Here is an 18,731-nt window from a genome sequence, read left to right on the forward strand (position 1 = left end):
GCCGTCACTGATGGGGGCTGGCCCGCTGCCGACCTGCAGCGGGCGATCACCGTCCACTCACGCGCTTCCTTCGAGGATGGCCCGGCCTGCTCAGGCCCGCCGAATGAGCGTGGCACTCATGTCCTTCAATAGTGCTAGTGCCTCGACGGTAGAGGTGGTGACGGGTCACCTCCGGGTCCGTGTCGGGGCTGGGAGCCAGACGTGGCAAACAGTGGAAAACCGAACGTTCTGTTCATCATGGGCGACGACATTGGCTGGTTCAATGTCAGCGCCTACAACCACGGCATCATGGGTTATCGCACGCCGAACATCGATCGCATCGCCAAGGAAGGAGCGATGTTCACCGACTGGTACGCGCAGCAAAGTTGCACCGCGGGACGTGCAGCATTCCTCACCGGGCAATCGCCAATCCGTACAGGACTGACCAAGGTCGGCCTGCCCGGATCCGACATCGGCCTGGAAGCCGCCGATCCGTGCATCGCACAGGTGATGAAATCGCTCGGGTACGCAACCGGGCAGTTCGGCAAGAACCACCTAGGCGACCTCAACCGCTTCTTGCCGACCGTGCACGGTTTCGATGAGTTCTTCGGAAATCTCTATCACCTCAACGCCGAGGAAGAGCCGGAGAACGTCGACTATCCGAAGGACCCGAAGTTCAGGGAGAAGTTCGGACCTCGTGGCGTGCTGCACTGCTGGGCGACCGACAAGGAAGACACCACTGACGACCCGCACTGGGGCAAAGTCGGCAAGCAGAAGATCGAGAACACGGGGCCGCTGACCAAGAAGCGGATGGAAACCGTCGATGAGGAGTTCCTTGGCGCGGCCAAGGATTTCATCACCAAGCAGAACAAGGCCGGCGGCCCGTGGTTCTGCTACTTCAACACCACGCGGATGCACGTGAACACGCATCTGAAGCCCGAGTCGCAGGGCAAGACCGGGCTGGGCATCTATCCCGACGGCATGGTCGAGCACGACGGCCACGTCGGCGAACTGCTGAAGCTGCTCGATGACCTGGGCGTTGCCGACAACACCATCGTGGTCTACACCACCGACAACGGCGCCGAGGTCATGAGTTGGCCCGACGGTGGCTGCACTCCCTTCCGCGGCGAGAAGGCCACCAACTGGGAAGGCGGCTTCCGGGTGCCGTGCGTGATCCGCTGGCCGGGTCAGATCAAGCCGGGCACGGTGGTGAACGACCTATGCGCGCACGAAGACTTTCTTCCGACTTTCGCCGCCGCCGCAGGTGAGACAGGCATTGCCGACAAACTGCTCAAGGGTCACAAGCTCGGCGACACGACGTTCAAGGTCCATCTGGACGGAAAGAACCTTGTCCCGTTCCTCAAGGGTGATGAGAAGGAAAGTCCGCGCGAAGGCTTCCTCTACTGGAGCGATGATGGCGATCTGATGGCCATCCGCGTCAAGCATTGGAAGGTTGCCTTCAAGGAACAGGATCACGTAGGTCTGGACGTCTGGAAGAAGGACTTCACCAACCTGCGCGCGCCGACCATCTACAACCTGCGCGCCGATCCATTCGAAGTGGGAACCCAGGGTATCGGCTACAACATCTGGATGATGGAGCGCATGTTCCTGATCGTTCCTGCGCAGGCGATCGCGGCCAAATGGCTGGAGAGCTTCAAGGAGTTTCCTCCGCGTCAAAAGCCCGCCAGCTTCAGCCTCAGCGAGGTGATGGAGAAGATGGAAACGGCGAGGCCGAACCAGAACTGACGGTTGAATGGGACTTCCCGGCACGTGCCGGGAAGTTCGATCGACGCCGGTGCCCGAAGGCCAGCCACTACCAGTTGGCGCGCAGGCCCAGCTTGCCCTCCCACGAATGGCGGTCGTCGTCGAAGCCCTGGGCGTAGCCGGCGTTGCCGAAGAAGAAGACGTTGCGGTCGATTTCGCGGGTCAGGCCCAGTTCCACCTCCCACCAGCTGCCGCCCATGTCGGCGTGGAAGGGAACGAATCCGGCCTGCGAGGAGAATCGCGTGACCGGGTCGCCACGGAACTCGTGCCACACGCTGAGCCGGCCCCATCCGGTACTGAACAAGGGTGCGCTCGCATCTTCGTGCGCCCAGTCGTGGGACAAGCGTGCACTGAGCCGTCCGACCAGCGAATCGATGTCGTCGAACTGCACGTCGGCCGCCAGGTCGGACGAGTCGCCCAGGTCGATCCACTGATAGATGAGCTGTGCCTGCGGTTCCAGCACCCAGTCGTGCTTGTTGCGGAACGGGTATCCGCCCTCGATCGAAGCGGCCAGGCCCAGGCCGTCGGTGCGCATGCGGTTGAATCCTCGCTCGGGCTGCGGGTTGGCCGACGCCTCGTACCACGTCGCCTGAAGCACGGAATCGACATACCACTGCTTGCGGCCATAGCGCGTCCAGTAGCCGCCGAGGGTGTAACCGTCCACGCGCTCGTCGCCCGCGCGCCGGCCAGTGAAGTGATCGACTTCGGTCTCCGCGTAACCGACCGCACCGTAAAGACCGGCGTGGTCGCGGTGCTCGTCGGGCTCCTCATGGCGATACAGGTCGTAGCCGATCTGCACGGCGCCAGCGACGAAGTCGTAGCTGGGACCTCGCCCGAGGACGCCGTTGACGGAGCCGTCGCGATCGCCGTTGACATACATCAATCGACCCCACATGCCATCGGTCGTGCTTCGGTGCTCGTCGAGGTCGCTGCGACCCCATAGCAGTTCCTGTTCACCAACCCGCTCGTGGAGCGTGTCCAGGAGCGCGCGGCCATAGTTGAGCGCCGTCGGGGCCAGTGCGGCGTACAGCGACACCTCCGCACGGATGTTTGGAATGGGCAGGACGTGAGGCACGGGCGGCGCTGGCGGCGTCGGCGGCGGCGTCGGCTCCGGAGGCGGGTTCGGCGGTGGCTCTGGCGGCGGAGGCGGTGGCGGCGGAGGCGGCGGAGGCGGCGGCCCTGGCGGACACGGCGGTGACGGCGCATTCGGCGCGGCGCAGTCGATGGTGGACCGCAGGAACCAGTCGTCAGGTCCACTGGCATCGCGGCTGCTGCGTTGCAGTGTGTACTCGTACGGGCCGGCAACCACGGGGCCGGTCAGCGCGAATGCCGAGGGCGCGGTCGTGGCGCCATTGATCGCATCGACTACCAGGATTCCGTTGGCCACGGTCAGCGCACCGCCGCCGCCCGCGTGCTTGATCTGCAGGTGGCTGGCACCGGTGGCGGCGCCACCGTCGACCACGAGCAGATCCGAAGGCGAGCTGTCGTCGCCGAGGAACGTGTTGAGGGCGATGGTGCCATCGCCACTGTAGTTCACCACCGTCAACGTCTTGAACGCGCCGCCCGCGGGCGCGGAAAAGTCTATCAGGCTCGGGTCGTTGACCAGGTTGGTGATATTGGAACTGCCGGTCATGTTCCAGGTCGAGTCGACCAGGTCGAGGTTGGACACGCTGCCGGCGGCAGTGAAGGCCGATCCGGTGACGGTCGAGCGGGTCAGGGTCAAGTTCGCCAGGCCAGGTGTCACGACAAACGATTGCAGCGGTGGCGCCGGTGCGGTCGCCAACGGCGGCACGCCGTCTTCATCCGGCAGGTCTTCCGGGCCGATCGGGACCGGTTCCGACACCACAGGCGGCGAAAAATCGTTGATCGTTCCAACGCGCAACCATTCGCCCGAACCGCCAGCAATCGAGTCGGTCAATGCGATGACGCCGTTGCCGGCAACACCAATCGTCGCGCCACTGCTGTTGCTGATCGTGCTGCGGGTGAAGTCGGCCGTCGACACTGCAGCCGGCTCACCGAGCACATACAGCCCGAGCGCGCTGTCACCCACGGCAGTCACGCTCGCATCGACGCCGACGATGCGGCCGCCGATCTGGGCAACCGCGCCATGGGCCGACGTGCCGGCGGTCCGTACCGTGGTCTGATTCATCGTCACCGACGTGGGCGCATCCCGGGACAGCGCGCCATAGGCATTGAGCTGCTCAGTGCTAACGGTGCTGCGGTTGGCCACCACGTTGGCTTCGCCACGGCCGGTCGGGGGACTGCCATAGTTGGCCAGCACGGCGCGCAGGCCATCGGCGCCCACGCCATGCGTGGTGACCGAACCGTCGTTGAGGGTGACAGTCGCGGCGGGACCAGGCAGATCGTTGCGCGCCTGTGCGGCGGCACCGTGCGCGTTGACGCCGCTGGTGTCGATCGTCGCCCTGTCGGCGGTGAGGCTGGCGAGGAACTGGCTGCCGTCCTGCTCGGTGACGGCAAACGCGCCAATCGAACGGTCGCCCAGGGTCGTGATGCGGACATCGCTGAGCTGGGACGTGCCGCCATCGTCAGCCCATGCACCCATCGCGGTGAAGCCGCTGGTGTTGGCGACAGTGCCTTGCGCAACCAGCAATCCGCCCGGGTTGCGCGCACCCAGCGCATGTGGGAAGGCCGCCTGCGCGACCGAATCGCCGCTGGTGTTGATCGTGCCCCGTATCAGGCGGACCGTGCTGCCAAGGTCGGCCAGCACGCCCATGGCGTTGTTGTCGCCGCTGGTGAGGATCGTCAGGTCCGTACCGGTGATGGTGGCGTTGCCAGCGACCAGTGCAGCGGAGTACGCCCCGGAGGTGGTGATCGCCGTGCCGGAGATCTGGATGTCCGCGCCATTGGCAGCACGAACGCCATAACTGGTCTGTGGCGTGGTGCTGACCCGGCTGCCGCTCATCACGAGTGTCGAGCCGGCGCCATCCACCTGGACCGCTGGCGCCCATGGGCCGGCTCCGTTGGGGACCACCTGGACGCTGCTGTTGCTGATCTGTGCCGAGGCCCCGCTCTTGATGTTCACGCCCATCGAACGCGCGCCGGCGACGCTGATCGCGGTATCGGACACGGTCGCCGACGACCCTGCGCCTTCGACCTGCAGGCCATCGGCAAACGGTGAACCGGTGGCGATCAGTGAGCTGCCGCTTCCATTGATGCTGAAGGCGCCGCCCGACAATACCCGGACGACCGATGCAGAATTCAGCGCGTTGCCGGCGCCGCTGGTGCTGAGCTGGCTGCCAACCAGTGACAACGTTGCTCCCAGTTCGACGCGGGCCGCATTGGCCAGTGCGCCGGTCGTGGAAGCGGCGACCCCGGTGCCCTCGATGTTGCTTCCTGCGCCAGTGGAGACCAGTGCATGGCTGCCCACGGTTGACTGGTTGACGCCGGAGGTGGAGACCTGCGCAAGACTCGTCAGTCGAACTCGCCCTCCGCCTTGCGCCAGGACACCAAAACTGCCGGCGGACTGCGTGCTGATCGAGCCTGCCGCGATGTCGACGAAGCTGCCGCTGCCGATGGCCTGCACCGCATGGTTGCTGTTGCCGTTGGGGCGGGCGACCGTAACGGTGGTGTTGCCCAGAGTAACGGTGGCGCCGCTTTCGGCACTGACGCCGTGCATGTTGACGGACGCGCCGGAGACCGGGGACATGGTGATCGCCGATCCCGTGGCGAAGATGCTGCTGCCGGCGCCAACTGCGCGCACTCCGATCTGGCCGCTCGCCGCCGCACCGATGGAGGTCGTGGCAAGCGAGCTGCCATTGAACTGGATGAGTCCGCCGGTCTGCGCAAATGCACCGACGGAACTTGCCGCTCCCAGACGCACTGAAACGCCGTCGGCAGTGATCACGCCGCCGGAGCCCGCTGCACTCAAGCCTGCCGCGGCGGCGGTTGATACCGTGACCGTGGTTCCCGACGCAACCACGCATGCAGTGCCGTTCACCTGGATCGGCGTCGGGCATGCCACCTGCGCGTAAACAGGTGACATCAACGCAGAGGCTATCCAGAGCGACAACGGGAGCCGGCGCAGTCTTGCGCGACTTCGTGAGATGTTCGGCATGGCCACACCTGTCCTTTGCGGCGCAAAGCGTCGCGAAGCGACCAGGGGCACGGACCACCGCGCGTGACGACTTCGCGACGTAGCCGCTTCAAGTACCACGGGAGCCGTGAACGGCAGGTCGACAGCGACGTGTATCAACGCCAGGCCGACCCGCGCTCAGTGCATCACACCTGCACGCAATGGCTTCGTGCGATCACGCTTGCCACAATCCCCGCGCTTCCTCGGCGATCACATCTGGGAACTCTTCGGGCCAGAAGGTCTTGGCGCCGGCCAGGCGACGCACTCCGCGCGAGTTCCCGAACGCGCGGGCCAGCCTGTCGGGACTCTCGGGCGAAAAGATGGTGTCTGCCGTGCCCCACACGATGCGTACCGGGGCCTTGCAGCTTTTCAATGCCGGGCCTATTCCTGCCAGCGGATTGGGCTCGAACGCGACCAGCGTCGCATCGACCAGGGCCCGTTGCTCGGCCGATCTGATCAGCGGCGAGAAGTAGTAGTCGATCGACTCGTCGGTGAGGATGGCCGGATCGGCATAGACCGCGCCGCCGAACGTACGACGTGCAGAGGTCTTGTCGGCCAGCCAGCCGGGGAAGACATCGGTGGATCGCCCCTGATGCGCCAGTGCCAGAAGCGGCTTGAGTGCCGGCGGCGGGCTGTCGAGTTCCTCGTCGCCGTTGGTCAACAGCATGCTGCGGACGCGTTGCGGATAGCGCGCGACGAACAGTTGCGCGATGGCGACGCCGCTGTCGTTGGCGACCACGTCCACGCTGTCGACGCCGAGTTTGTCCAGCAGCGCCGCCAGCATCGCCGCCTGCGCCGCCGGCGCCACGCTCTGGCCTGGAGCGACGCGCGTGTACCCCAGTCCCAGCAGGTCAGGAGCAATGCAACGGCGAACCGACGCGAGGCGATCGAATGCACCGCGCCACTGGAATCCATTGATCGGATGAGCGTGCAGGAACAGTGCCGCCGGGCCGCGTCCGAGCTGGGCATAGGCGATCTCGCCGAAACTCGTGCGGGCCGAGCGCCGCAGGGCGCGGAAGCGCGCCACGTCCAAATGGTGTGCCAGAGCTACGCCGCCGGCGCCGTGGCCAGCGGCCAGCAGCGGCGCGTATACGCCGGCAATACCGGCTCCAACCGTGGCCGCAGCCAGGCCCATGAAATTCCTGCGGTTCATACCATCACTCCCGAAATCGATGTCAGGAGTGCAGGGTGGCGCGCCAGGTGCTGGCGCGCGCGCACGATCAGCCGGGCGCGCGCACGAACGGATGATTCGCTTCCGCGATCAATGCCTGGCGAGGAACGGGATGATCAGGTCGATGGCCTGCTGTGGTTGTTCTTCCATGATCCAGTGGCCCGAATCCTGGATCACGGCGCCTTCGACGTTCGAGGCGACGTACTCCACTTCGGTTTTCATCAAAGCGCCGTAGGAGTGGTCGCCGCCGATGGCGAGGACCGGAATCGCGATCTTCCCCGACTTGGCGAACGTCGACTTGTTCTCTTCGGCGTCGCGGGAGAAGGCCTCGAACTGCCCGCCAAGCGCATTGTGGATGGCGCCGGGTCGCGCATAGAGTTCGGCGTAGTGCGCGCGGGTTTCCTCATCGATGCCGGCAGGGTTCGCGCCAAGATCGTTGTAGAACCGGTCCAGCAGGATGCGCTCGCGGCCCGCCACCAGGCGCTCCACATCGGGCCCGCGGAAATTGAAGTGCCACACCTTCGGGTTGGTCAGCTGGGTCTGCCAGGTTCCCATGCCGGGGAGCGGTGCATCCATCACGACCCAGGCCGTCACCCGGTCCGGGTAGTGCGTGGCGAGCGCATAGCCGACCATGTTGCCGATGTCGTGGGTGACCAGCTGCACCTTCTTGACCTTCAACTTGTCGAGAATGCCAACCAGGTCGCGCGCCTGTGCCGCTTTCTCGTAGCCGTCTTCGGGGTGCGACGACAGGCCCATGCCACGCAGATCGGGCACGATCACAAGATGGTCCTTGGCGAGCCGGGTCGCCAGCGGTTCCCACATGTCGCCGGTGTCGCCGAAGCCGTGCAGAAGAACCACGGCCGGTCCCTTCCCGCCCACGCGGACAAACTGCGTGCCGCCGGCCACCGCCATCTGGCTGTCGTGGAAGCTGTCGGGGAAAGGCTGCACCCCGGCTGCGGCCTCAGTCATCGGCAATGCGCAAAGCATCAGCGGCACGAGCACGGCGCGGGCCATGGACTTCAAGCAGGACATATCAGCTTCCTTGATGCGGGCCAGCAGCGGGTCGGCACGGTCCATGAAGGGACCGGGCAAGCTGCATCCCTTGAACGCAACGCGGGGCTGGGTGCGGCCAGCGCCAGGCATGGCATCGCGCGACGGCCGTCGCGAATATGGGCCCAGCGACTGGCAGTATTCTCGGCAACTGTCAGCCACCTTCGGAGAAGGCCATGCAACGTGTCACCGGTATTGGCGGCGTCTTTTTCAAATCAGCAGATCCCAAGGCCCTGGGCGCCTGGTACCGCGACCACCTTGGCCTGGACGTATCCGACTGGGGTGGCGCGGTGTTCCAGTGGGGCGGGGCGGACAGCGCACCCGGCATGACCATCTGGAGCCCCTTCGCCCAGGACACGGGCTACATGGAGCCGGGCACTGCGTCGTTCATGATCAATTTCCGCGTTGCCGATCTCGACAGTCTGCTCGCGGCGCTGCGTGCCGAAGGTTGCAACGTCCTCGACAAGACCGAAAGCTCCGAGCAGGGAAAGTTTGGCTGGGTGATCGATCCGGAAGGGAACAAGGTCGAACTCTGGCAGCCGCCTGCCGGGCAGTAGACTGGACTGCGCAAACAATCCGGATCACGGCGAGGCAAGGAGAGAGAACCCATGGCTGACGATCTTGCTGCGGCTAACGTCAATCGGTCTTATCAGCTCGCGGCGTCGAGCATCGCGATCTTCACGTTCCTGCTGTTCTTCCTGTATCCCAGGTTCACAAGCGGCCAGGTCAACGCCATCGCATTCCAGGCCACGCTGGTCGCAATGGGTGTGGCGACGTTCGCTTTCGCCTTCTCCTCGTTCTTCTATTACGGCGCCGCGCTTTCCGGGCGGATCGACGATGTCGAGCGTGCCCGGTATTCGCGACGGGCCGACCGCCTGTGGCTGACCGGTTGCGTGCTCCTGTTTCTCGCGCCGAGCATGATCCTCTTCACGGTCGGGCTGCTGGTTGTGGCGTCTGCCTGGTTCGCGCTGTGGCTGGTGTACCTGATTTTCGTCGCGCGCTACTTTCCCCGCATCCAGACCTAGAACAAGCGTTGAGCCTGGCAATTTCCGTGCCGGTTGCTTCGCGCGGGCGTGGAAGGGCCGGGCATTGATTCACTTTGCTCAACAGCGAATTTCCGTTGGCCGATCTACCGGCTCGGCCGAGCCGCGCTTAACGTCGCCATGCCACGTGCGAGCCGCAACGCGCGGATGGCGTGTCGACCGGAACGGCTACAAGGAGCGCAGACATGAGCCCTGCAGATTCCTCTTCCAGAAGGCCGCCATCGCAGCTGCCTGAGGCCGACGGTGACTTCTACCAGTTCGCCAAGACGCTGTCTGACGACGACAACGCCATTCGCCTGAAGGTGCGGACCTTCATGGAGGAACAGGTCCAGCCGATCATCTCCGGATTCTGGGAGCGCGACGAGTTCCCCTTCGAGCTGCTGCCCGGCTTCAAGGCACTGGCAATCGCCGGGCTGCCCTATCGCGGCTATGGCTGCGCCGGCCGCAGCACCACGCTGCTGGGTTTTGTGATGATGGAAATGGCACGCGTGGACGCATCGATGTCGACGTTCTTCGGCGTGCATACCGGGCTGGCCATGGGCTCGATCTACCTGTGCGGATCGGAGGAACAAAAGCAGCGTTGGCTGCCTTCGATGGCAGCGATGGAGCAGATCGGCTCGTTCGCGCTGACCGAGCCCGATGTCGGCTCCGGAACTGCCGGGGGGCTGACCACCACGGCCAAGCGCGAAGGCGACACCTGGATCCTCAACGGCCAGAAGAAGTGGATCGGCAACGCCACCTGGGGCGACCTGACGATTGTCTGGGCGCGCGACGTCGATGACGGCCAGGTCAAGGGTTTCATCGTCCAGAACAAGTCCGCCGGTTTCCACGTGGAAAAGATCCTCCACAAGATGGCGCTGCGGGTGGTGCAGAACGGCCTGATCACGCTCACGGACTGCCGCGTCAGCGAATCCGACCGGCTGCAGAACGCCAACACCTTCAAGGACACGGCGCGCGTGCTGGCAATGACCCGGGCCGGCGTGGCCTGGGAGTCGGTGGGCTGCGCCAGGGGCGCCTACGAGCATGCCCTGCGGTATGCGCAGCGACGAATGCAGTTCGGCAGGCCCATCGCAGGATTCCAGCTGGTGCAGGACCTGCTGTTCCGCATGCTGTGCAACATCACCTCGAGCCAGGCCGTCTGCGTGCGCCTTTCGCAGATGCAGGACCAGGGGCTGATGCGCGACGAGCACGCGTCCCTCGCCAAGGGTGTCTGCACGGTGCGCATGCGCGAGACCGTGGGCCTGGCAAGGGAACTGCTGGGAGCGAACGGCATCCTGCTCGACCAGCAGGTGGGACGGTTCGTGGCCGATGCCGAGGCGCTGTACTCCTACGAGGGCACGCGCGAGATGAACGCGCTCATCGTGGGCAGGGCGATCACCGGCTTCAGTGCATTCGTGTAGATCCGCGTCGCGACTCCGTCGCGGTTTCTGAACGGGCTTGAGGGCGATCGCGGCCGCAGCCCTGTCCGGTCCAGCGCGATCAGGTCGTTGGCTCCTCACGCACAGGACGAGCGGGAGAAGGCAGATGAGCGTGATCGTCATCGATCCGGGCCATGGCGGCACACAGGTGATCGGCGGTTCCAGTCCGAACAACGCCACCGGGCCGCAAGGCACCAAGGAAAAGAACCTGACCCTCGATGTCGCGCGGCGGATCGTGCCGCTGCTCACGGCAAAGGGTCATACGGCGGTGCTGACACGCGACAGCGACGTCAACCTGGGCCTCACTGCGCGCGCCCACGTCGCGCGCGACCGCAAGGCCGCGGCGTTCATCGCGATCCACTTCAACGGCTTCAACGGCCGCGCGCAGGGAACGGAGACCTTCGTCCACGCGCGTTCGGGCGCGGCGTCGACGGCGCTGGCCAAGCAGGTCCAGCAGTTCCTGCTGGCGGTGACCCAGCACGCCGACCGCGGCCTCAAGCGGGCGCAGTTCGGCGCGCTGTCGCCGGCCTCGCACCACGCCACTACCGCGGCGTGCCTGGTCGAGGTGAGCTTCATGGATGTCGCGCAGGAGGAGCAGCGGCTGCTGCAGGAGCCGTACCGGCAGGGCATCGCCGAGGCGCTGGCCGCGGCGGCGCAGGCTTTCGTGGAGTCGGCTTCGTTTGGCCTGGAGACGTCGGCGGACGAGGCTGAATTCCCCGAGCCGGAGGACGGATTCGAGCTGATCGTGCGCTGACGGCGACGGACGGTGTCCGTAAAGCCCGGTCCCCGGCGTTGCCAATGTTGGGGGGGCGCTTCTGGCGGAGGTCCAGATCATGTCCTACAGCGAGCTAGAACTGCGGATCCAGTGGCTCGACCCAGGCAAGTACTTCGTAGGCGGACGCTACATCGACCCGGAACAGGACCGGGAAACCGACCTGATCGATCCGGTCCGGATCGACATCGACCTGGCAACGCTCCAGGGCCATGCCCTGGACGGAGACGCCTACGGCGCCGCATTGACCGACATGGTCTTCGGCGGCCCCGGCAACCGCATCTTCGATGCCTTCGTGCAGGCGCGCACCGCTGCGGCGGCACGTGATGGCCTGCGCATCCGCCTGCATGTCCAGGCCAACGCACCTGAGCTGCACGCCGTGCGCTGGGAGTTGCTGCGCGAGCCGGGCAAGGCGACCTCGCTGCTGTCGAACCAGAACGTGTGGTTCTCGCGCTTCCTGAGCACCGACGACTTCCGCCTGCGGCCGCTGCAGGATCCCAACACGGTGCGGGTGCTGGTGGTGGTGGCCAATCCGTCCGACCTGGCGACGCGCTGGCAGCAACCGGCGATCGATGCCGATGAAGAATTCCGCCAGGCCGAGGAAGCAATCGCCTCACAGTACGGACGCAGCCCGCGCGAGATCGTGGTGCGACGCCTGGCCGGCCGCGCGTCGGTCTACAGCATTGTCTCCGACCTGCGCGACAACTACTCCGACGTGCTGTATCTGGCCTGCCACGGCACCATCACCCAGGAGGGCGAGCCGCGGCTGCTGCTGGAAGGCGACACTGGCCTGGGCGAGATGGTCCGCGGCGAAGAGCTGGTGCAGCGTTTCGCCGCCACCGAGGACCGCCCGCGGCTGGTGATCCTGGCGTCATGCAAGAGCGCCGGTGGCGGCGGCGCCCAGGGACTGGCGGCACTGGCGCCGCGACTGGCGCAGGCGGGCGTCCCCAACGTGCTGGCGATGCAGGGCGATGTCACCGTGGCCTCGGTCAATCGCTTCATGCCGCGCTTCTTCCGCGAGCTGGCCAGCGACGGGCAGATCGACCGCGCCGTCGCAGCCGCACGCTTCGACATCCTCGACCAGCCCGACTGGTGGATGCCGACGCTCTACACCCACTCCAAGAGCGGTGTCCTGTGGCCGCCGCGCAGCGTCGACATCGACGGGTTCGACCAGTGGGAAGCGGTCGTTTCCAACATCCGCAACAAGCGCTGCGTGCCGGTGCTGGGCCCGGGACTGGTCGAACCGGTGATCGGTTCGACCCGCGAGATCGCCCGCGCATGGGCCGAACGCTACGAGTTCCCGCTGGCGCCGCGCGACCGCGACGACCTGGCGCAGGTGGCCCAGCATCTGGCGTACCGCAACAGCCCGGGGTTTGTCGTCGATGCGATCCGCTCGTACGTCGTGCGCTACCTGCGGCGCAAGTTCCGCGACCAGCTCACCGACGAACTGATGCGCGAGCGCGTGCAGGAAGGCCTGGTCGACCGCATGGTGTCGCACATCGGCAAGGGCCTGCGTGCAGAAAATCCGGCCGAGGTGCACACGCTGCTGGCGCGCATGCCGGTGCCGATCTACGTCAACGCCAACCGCGACAACCTGCTCCACGACGCGCTCATCGAACAGGGCCGCAAGCCGCACATCCAGCTGTGCACCTGGCGCAGCAGCGGCGACCTCGGCATTGCCCACGGACCCGCTGTCGAGGACGGGTATGTCCCCAGTGTCGATGAGCCGCTGATCTTCCACGTCTTCGGCAACTACCAGTACCCCGAAAGCCTGGTGATCACCGAGGACGACTACTTCGAGTTCCTGATGGAGGTCACGCGCAACGAGACGCTGCGCGAGAACGGCATTCCGCATGCCGTCACCGCCGCGATCTCGACTTCGGGCTGGCTGCTGCTCGGCTTCCAGGCCGAGGACTGGGACTTCCGGGTCGTGCTGGGCAGCGTGTTGCGCCAGCCCGGCCGCGAGATCTCCCGGCGCCGGACCAGCGTCGCCATCCAGATGAATCCCGCCGGCGAGCGCATCGTTCCGGCGCGCATGTACAAGTACCTGCGCAAGTACTTCGAAGAACAGTCGCATGTGAACCTGTTCTGGAGTTCGCCGGAAGAATTCATGGTCGAACTGATGGAGCACTACGAGCGGGCAGTGAAGGCGGACGAAGAGGTGCCGGCGTGAACAATGCCGCAGGGAACGGTGCTGCCGGTGCTGCGGGCGTCAAGGCCGTGCCCGTTGCCGTGCCGGCAACGGCATCGCCTCCAGCCCTGCCGTCGAATCCCTTTGTCGGTCCGGTGCCGCTGGACGTCGGCCAGACCCTGCATGGCCGGCGCCGCGAGACCGAGGAACTGTCGGACCTGCTGGTCAGCAAGCGCATCGCGCTGCTGTTCTCCCCGTCTGGCGCGGGCAAGACGTCGCTGATCCGCGCAGGCCTGATTCCGAAGCTGGAGGACGCCTATGACATGGAGGCGCTGCCGATCGTCCGGCTCGGCCATCGCGACGCGGAGTGCGACAACAATCCGTCGATCAACCGCTACCGGCTGGCCACGTTGTACGCGCTGGAGAAGCTGCGCGGCGAGGACGATCGACGCCAGGCGCGCGACCTGTGCGGTTACACGCTCAAGCAGTACTTCGAGGAGTGCGTGTCCGCCGCGCTCGGCCGCGATGCCGAAGGCGAACCGCACTATCCGCTGCTGATCCTCGACCAGTTCGAGGAGCTGTTCGTCGCCGACCCGCTCGATGTCGACCGCAAGCGCGAGTACCTGGAAGAACTCGGCAACCTGCTGCGGGGGGCGACGCCAGGCCGTTGGGGTGGTGAAGCGGGCGCGCAGATCTGGGCCCTGTTCGCCATACGCGAGGATCGCCTGGCCGAGCTCCAGCCCTACCTGGACCTGATCCCGACCGCGCTGTCGTTCCGCTACCGGCTCGATGCACTCGGCGTGGACGCCGCGCGCGAGGCCATCGGCGAGACCGCCGGTCCGCAGTGGATGGCCCAGGACGTGCCGCCGCGCCTGGTCGAGGACCTGTGCCAGGTGTCGGTGCGTGGCGCCGACGGCAGGGACACGCTGCAGCCGGGACGCTTTGTCGAGCCGGTGCAGCTGCAGGTGGTGTGCCGGCGCCTGTGGACGAAGGTCGTGCTGCGTGAAGGACGCAGGATCGAGGTCGGTGACGTCACCGCGCGCGGCCTCAGCGAGGTCGACAGCGCGCTTCGCGAATTCTTCGATGACGAGATTGCCGCGGCGGCCGAGGAGTCCGGAGTTTCCGAGCGCACGCTGCGCGAGTGGATCGGGACCAGCCTGATATCCGAATCGGGCGTGCGCACCCAGGCCTTGCGCGACAGGACCCAGCTGGGACAGGTCGACGAAGCCGTCACCCGCCTGGTCGACGCCCACCTGCTGCGCTCGGACTCGCGCGCCGGGCGCGACTGGATCGAGCTCCCACACGATCGCCTGGTGGCGCCGGTGCTCGCCTCCAACAAGGCGTGGGAGCAGGCACACCTGCAGCCGTTTCAGGTTCGTTCCAGGCTTTGGCACGAAGCCAGCGGGGAATACGCGCGTCACCTGCTGCTGCCCGCTGAAGAGCTGGCGGCCGCCAACAGATGGGCGGCCGACCATCGCGGCGACATGAACGAAGACGAGGACGAGTTTTTGCGTACCAGCGCAGAGGAAGTTGCGCGGTCCAACCGCGCGCGCAGGGATCGCAATCTGTTGCGCGGGGTGATCGGTGCCAGCGCGGTGGCGATCATCGCCGTGGTCAGTGCATGGGGGCTGGTCGAACGGAAACAGAAGGCGCAGGCGGTGAAACGCTCGGCCCTGTACCAGACGGTCGCTTCGACCCGCGACATGACCGCACCCGGGGAGGCGCTCAACATGCTCTTGCCGCTGAGGGAACAGGCCGATGAGCTGGACAAGGAGGGCAACCTCAAGCGTGCCGTCGACAACGCCATCGCGATGCAGCTGACACGTGCACAGGCGGCGGTGATCCGCGAGCTGGCGCCGCGCGACCACATCGTCTGGTCTGTTGCATTCAGCCCCGATGGCGACCGCGTGCTTGCCGGATCCTGGGACGGACACATCTCGGTCCAGAACATCGCGGTGCCGGGGTCGGATGTGTACGTCACACCGGATCTGCGCACGCAGACCTACGCCGTGGCGGTTCACGGGGACCTGATCGCGTCGTCGCACTGGGACGGCCGCGTGCTGCTTTGGCGAATGGACAAGGGAAAGCTGCGGCAGGTCGCGGTGCTCGTGCCGGTCCCCAATCGCGGGCGCCTGACAACGGCCGCCTTCAGCGACGACGGCCGCTGGCTGGCCGCTTCGGGTTGGGGCAAGAGGGTGGAAGTCTGGGACCTGGTCAACCCCGCGGCACCGATCCACGTCGCTTCGTTCGGAAAAGGTGGCGCTCCGGTCCAGAGCATCGCATTCCTGCCGCGCGGCGCTGCGCAGCAGCAAAGGCTCGCGTCCACCGACTACGACGGAAACGTCCGTCTGTGGTCAGTGGGCGGCGACCAGGCTGAACCACAGCAGCCGCAGCAGGAGTTCAGCATCAAGGACCACCTTGGAAGAGAGGTGGGCATTTCCGCGTCTGCCGCCGATCCGTCGGGACGCTACTTCATCGCCGGCGATACCGAAGGATCGCTGCACGTGTGGGACCTTGCGTCAGCGGACCGTACACGCAATGGAATCCGACTGGATCGGGCGTCGCATGGAGGCAGCGAGAGTCCGAGCGACCGGGCCGTCAAGGGCCTGGCCTTTGCATCCGGTTCGAACGATTTTGTCAGCGTGGGGGTGGATGGCTACCTCGTGCGATGGCGGTTGCCGGCCGATGCCTCGGACCTGGCGGACTTGAACCGGCGCGCCTGGGCGCAGCGATTCAAGATCGGAGAGCGTCTGTTCAGCGTGGCCTACCGGCCGAAATCGCGCGCGCAGGTCGTGGTCGGCGGGACGCGGCAGATCCTGCTGCTCGACCTCGACAAGGGACGCGGCCCGGCGTTGTCGCATCAGTTCCCTGCTTCGCTCCAGAAGTCCTGGTCGGAGCTGTCGATGAACGTCGACGGCACCCGCATTGCCGCGCGTTCAACCGATGGAATCATCCAGCTGTGGCAGCGCGAGGGCAGCCGGGTCAAACCCATGCCGCAATGGACCCTGCAGGCGGCGGATGCGGGGAAGTTCGTACTCTCGGCCGATGGCCAGCGTCTGGTCACGGTCGGTTGTCATGGCATTCCGACCGAATGGGTGCTGCCGCCTGGAAAGGCTCCGCAGAATGCGGGCCCGCCGTCGGCGGTCCGGCAGACCCACTGCGACAACGACACCACAACGCCAGCCGTGAGCCCGGACGGAGACTTTCTGGCGACGTCCAGCAAGAACATCCTTCGCGTCTGGGCGCGCCGGGAGGGAGCGTCGGGGCCGTGGGTCGAAGTGGCGTCGACTTCGCTTCGGCAACGCGTGGGCGACAGCTCGATCGCCCCGGACGCGGACAGGATCTCGGCCATCGCATTCGACCCTCACTCGCGGCGACTGGCCGTCGGCTCGGCCTACGGCACGGTGCGCCTGTGGAACATCGCACGCGGCTCGTTCCCGAAGCCCTACTTGCCTGTGGCCTACAGCGACGTCGGGCAGCGCGTGTCCGAGCTGGCATTCCGTGGCGACGGAACCCTGTTGACCGGCGCCGATGACGGCCTGATCACCATGTGTTCGGTGCCGGGACTGGAGAAGCGGGAGATCTACCGGCGACACGAGCGTTCCATCACGGGGGTGGCGGCGGCAGGAACGGGCGACGGTGTACTGGTGACATCGGACGCCGACGGCAACCTGTTGCAATGGATCAAGCGCAACAAGCGTGTTTCGCCATTTGAGCTGGCAGCGCGTGGACGCGCTCCACTCAAGGCGATCGCCCTCAGTGGCGATGGGGCGTTCCTGGTGACCGCCGGTGACGACCTGCTCGCGTGGGACCTGGATCGCAGCCGCATGATCGCAACCGCCCGGCAGTACGCCAGGCGCAGTGTCGGCGACCCGACCGCGGACGGCGATGAGGACACCGGGCCATGAGCACCGAGCCCACCGGTTTCAACGGCATCGATGCCACCACGGGCGAGTACCTGCAGACGCCATCCGTCGAACAGATCTCGCGCGCGGCGCGTGGCGAGCCGGCGGAACCGGTCGTCGAGCGCGATGTGCTCGTCGCCAAGCAGCATGCGATGGCGCCCACGTTTGGCGTTCCCTTCGGCGTCGACCCTGCCGACCTGGCGCAGACCGGCTGGGGCATCGTCCCTGCCCACGATGCGCTGCCCGAAGTATTGGATGCTCTCAAGCCGTTGTGCGACCTGCGCAATGCGCAGGCAGGCGCGCGCTACAAGGCATTCACCGGACCGGCGGCCTACCGTCCGGATGACCGCGCCCGCACCTGGCTGGCGCGCCAGGGCGCGGCGCTCGGCCTGCCGCAGATCGACAAGGTGCCTTATTACCTGCTGATCGTGGGCGGCCCCGAATCGATTCCGTTCCGCTTCCAGTACGAACTCGGGATCAACTATGCGGTGGGCCGGCTGCATTTCGACTCGATCGACGGCTACCGCAACTACGCCGCCAGTGTCATCGCCAGCGAGCAGCGCAGCCCACAGCCTGGACCGAGACGGGCGAGCTTCTTCGCGGTCAACAACGACGATGACCGCGCGACGAAACTGAGCAGCCAGATGCTGGTCGCGCCGCTGGCCGACAAGCTCGCGACCCGGCAACCGCAATGGCAGCTGGAGCGCATCCTCGCCGCCGAGGCCACCAAGGCGCGGCTCGGCGCATGCCTGCAGTCGGCCCCTTCTATCGTGTTCACTGCCAGCCATGGCATGGGCTTCCCGCTGGGCGATGCAAGACAGCAGCGGCACCAGGGCGCGCTGCTGTGCCAGGACTGGCCCGGGCCGATCCGTCACCGCGGCGCGATCCCGGAGGCGTTCTACTTCTCCGGCGACGACGTCAGCGACAGCGCCGACCTGTCGGGCACGATCGCATTCCACTTCGCCTGCTATGGCGCCGGCACGCCGCAGCGCGACGACTACGCGCCGGCCGGCACCGTCCCGGCGACGATTGCCAGCGCCCCCTTCCTTGCGCATCTGCCGCAGCGACTTGCCGGCAAACCCGATGGCGGCGCGCTGGCGGTGATCGGGCACGTCGAGCGCGCCTGGACCTACTCGTTCTCCTGGCCGGGCGTCGGCGCGCAGACCAGCACCTTCGAGGAGTGCCTGCATGCGCTGATGTCGGGCGTGCGCGTAGGCGCGGCCATGGACGCGTTCGCGATGAAGCACGCCGACCTTGCGGTAACGCTCAACGGCGAGCTCGACGCCATCAAGTACGGCGCCGCCGTCGACGACTACACCCTGGCCGGTCTGTGGACCGCCCACCACGATGCGCGCAGCTACGTCGTCATCGGCGATCCCGCTGTCCGCCTTTCCGTTTGATGGAG

Annotated in this window: 12 protein-coding genes; 9 read left to right on the forward strand and 3 right to left on the reverse strand. The window is 66.3% G+C overall.

What is annotated here, in order from left to right; translation table 11 throughout:
- Window positions 1-237: 237 nt before the first annotated feature.
- Complete coding sequence (locus AB4Y64_RS11140; RefSeq protein ID WP_441816516.1) at window positions 238-1,725, forward strand: arylsulfatase; 1,488 nt, start codon at window positions 238-240, stop codon at window positions 1,723-1,725.
- 67 nt (window positions 1,726-1,792) lie between these two features.
- On the opposite strand, the gene AB4Y64_RS11145 is transcribed toward AB4Y64_RS11140, so the two are convergent.
- On the reverse strand, window positions 1,793-5,410 hold the full coding sequence (locus AB4Y64_RS11145; protein WP_441816517.1) for an autotransporter outer membrane beta-barrel domain-containing protein: 3,618 nt from the start codon (window positions 5,408-5,410) through the stop codon (window positions 1,793-1,795).
- On the opposite strand from AB4Y64_RS11145, the gene AB4Y64_RS11150 reads away from it, so the two are divergent.
- Window positions 5,409-5,735, forward strand: coding sequence for a hypothetical protein (locus tag AB4Y64_RS11150; RefSeq protein ID WP_441816518.1), 327 nt, complete (start codon window positions 5,409-5,411; stop codon window positions 5,733-5,735). The two genes, AB4Y64_RS11145 and AB4Y64_RS11150, sit on opposite strands and share 2 nt — an antisense overlap.
- 276 nt (window positions 5,736-6,011) lie before the next feature.
- Here AB4Y64_RS11150 and AB4Y64_RS11155 read toward each other — a convergent pair whose 3' ends face one another.
- The gene (locus AB4Y64_RS11155; protein WP_441816519.1) at window positions 6,012-6,989 is read right to left on the reverse strand and encodes an alpha/beta fold hydrolase; all 978 of its coding nucleotides are present in this window, start codon (window positions 6,987-6,989) and stop codon (window positions 6,012-6,014) included.
- Window positions 6,990-7,097: 108 nt separating this feature from the next.
- Window positions 7,098-8,084, reverse strand: coding sequence for an alpha/beta fold hydrolase (locus AB4Y64_RS11160; protein ID WP_441816520.1), 987 nt, complete (start codon window positions 8,082-8,084; stop codon window positions 7,098-7,100).
- Window positions 8,085-8,233: 149 nt separating this feature from the next.
- On the opposite strand from AB4Y64_RS11160, the gene AB4Y64_RS11165 reads away from it, so the two are divergent.
- From AB4Y64_RS11165 to AB4Y64_RS11195, 7 genes are all read left to right on the forward strand, one after another.
- Window positions 8,234-8,614, forward strand: a complete 381-nt coding sequence (locus AB4Y64_RS11165) for a VOC family protein (protein WP_441816521.1) — start codon at window positions 8,234-8,236, stop codon at window positions 8,612-8,614.
- A 51-nt stretch (window positions 8,615-8,665) separates the two neighbouring features.
- Window positions 8,666-9,082, forward strand: coding sequence for a hypothetical protein (locus AB4Y64_RS11170; RefSeq protein WP_441816522.1), 417 nt, complete (start codon window positions 8,666-8,668; stop codon window positions 9,080-9,082).
- 203 nt (window positions 9,083-9,285) lie between these two features.
- Window positions 9,286-10,500: an acyl-CoA dehydrogenase family protein gene (locus AB4Y64_RS11175; RefSeq protein WP_441816523.1), complete on the forward strand. Its 1,215-nt coding sequence runs from the start codon at window positions 9,286-9,288 to the stop codon at window positions 10,498-10,500.
- A gap of 124 nt (window positions 10,501-10,624) precedes the next feature.
- Entirely contained in the window at window positions 10,625-11,272 is a 648-nt protein-coding gene (locus tag AB4Y64_RS11180) for an N-acetylmuramoyl-L-alanine amidase (RefSeq protein WP_441816524.1), read from the forward strand.
- A 79-nt stretch (window positions 11,273-11,351) separates the two neighbouring features.
- Window positions 11,352-13,463 (forward strand): CHAT domain-containing protein, encoded by a 2,112-nt coding sequence (locus tag AB4Y64_RS11185; protein WP_441816525.1) that lies wholly within the window; start codon window positions 11,352-11,354, stop codon window positions 13,461-13,463.
- The gene (locus AB4Y64_RS11190; protein ID WP_441816526.1) at window positions 13,460-17,329 is read left to right on the forward strand and encodes a WD40 repeat domain-containing protein; all 3,870 of its coding nucleotides are present in this window, start codon (window positions 13,460-13,462) and stop codon (window positions 17,327-17,329) included. Before AB4Y64_RS11185 ends, AB4Y64_RS11190 begins: the two co-directional genes overlap by 4 nt.
- On the forward strand, window positions 17,326-18,726 hold the full coding sequence (locus AB4Y64_RS11195; RefSeq protein WP_441816527.1) for a C25 family cysteine peptidase: 1,401 nt from the start codon (window positions 17,326-17,328) through the stop codon (window positions 18,724-18,726). Before AB4Y64_RS11190 ends, AB4Y64_RS11195 begins: the two co-directional genes overlap by 4 nt.
- Window positions 18,727-18,731 lie beyond the last annotated feature (5 nt).

Source organism: Lysobacter sp. TAF61, assembly GCF_052113485.1.
Classification (GTDB): domain Bacteria; phylum Pseudomonadota; class Gammaproteobacteria; order Xanthomonadales; family Xanthomonadaceae; genus Lysobacter_J.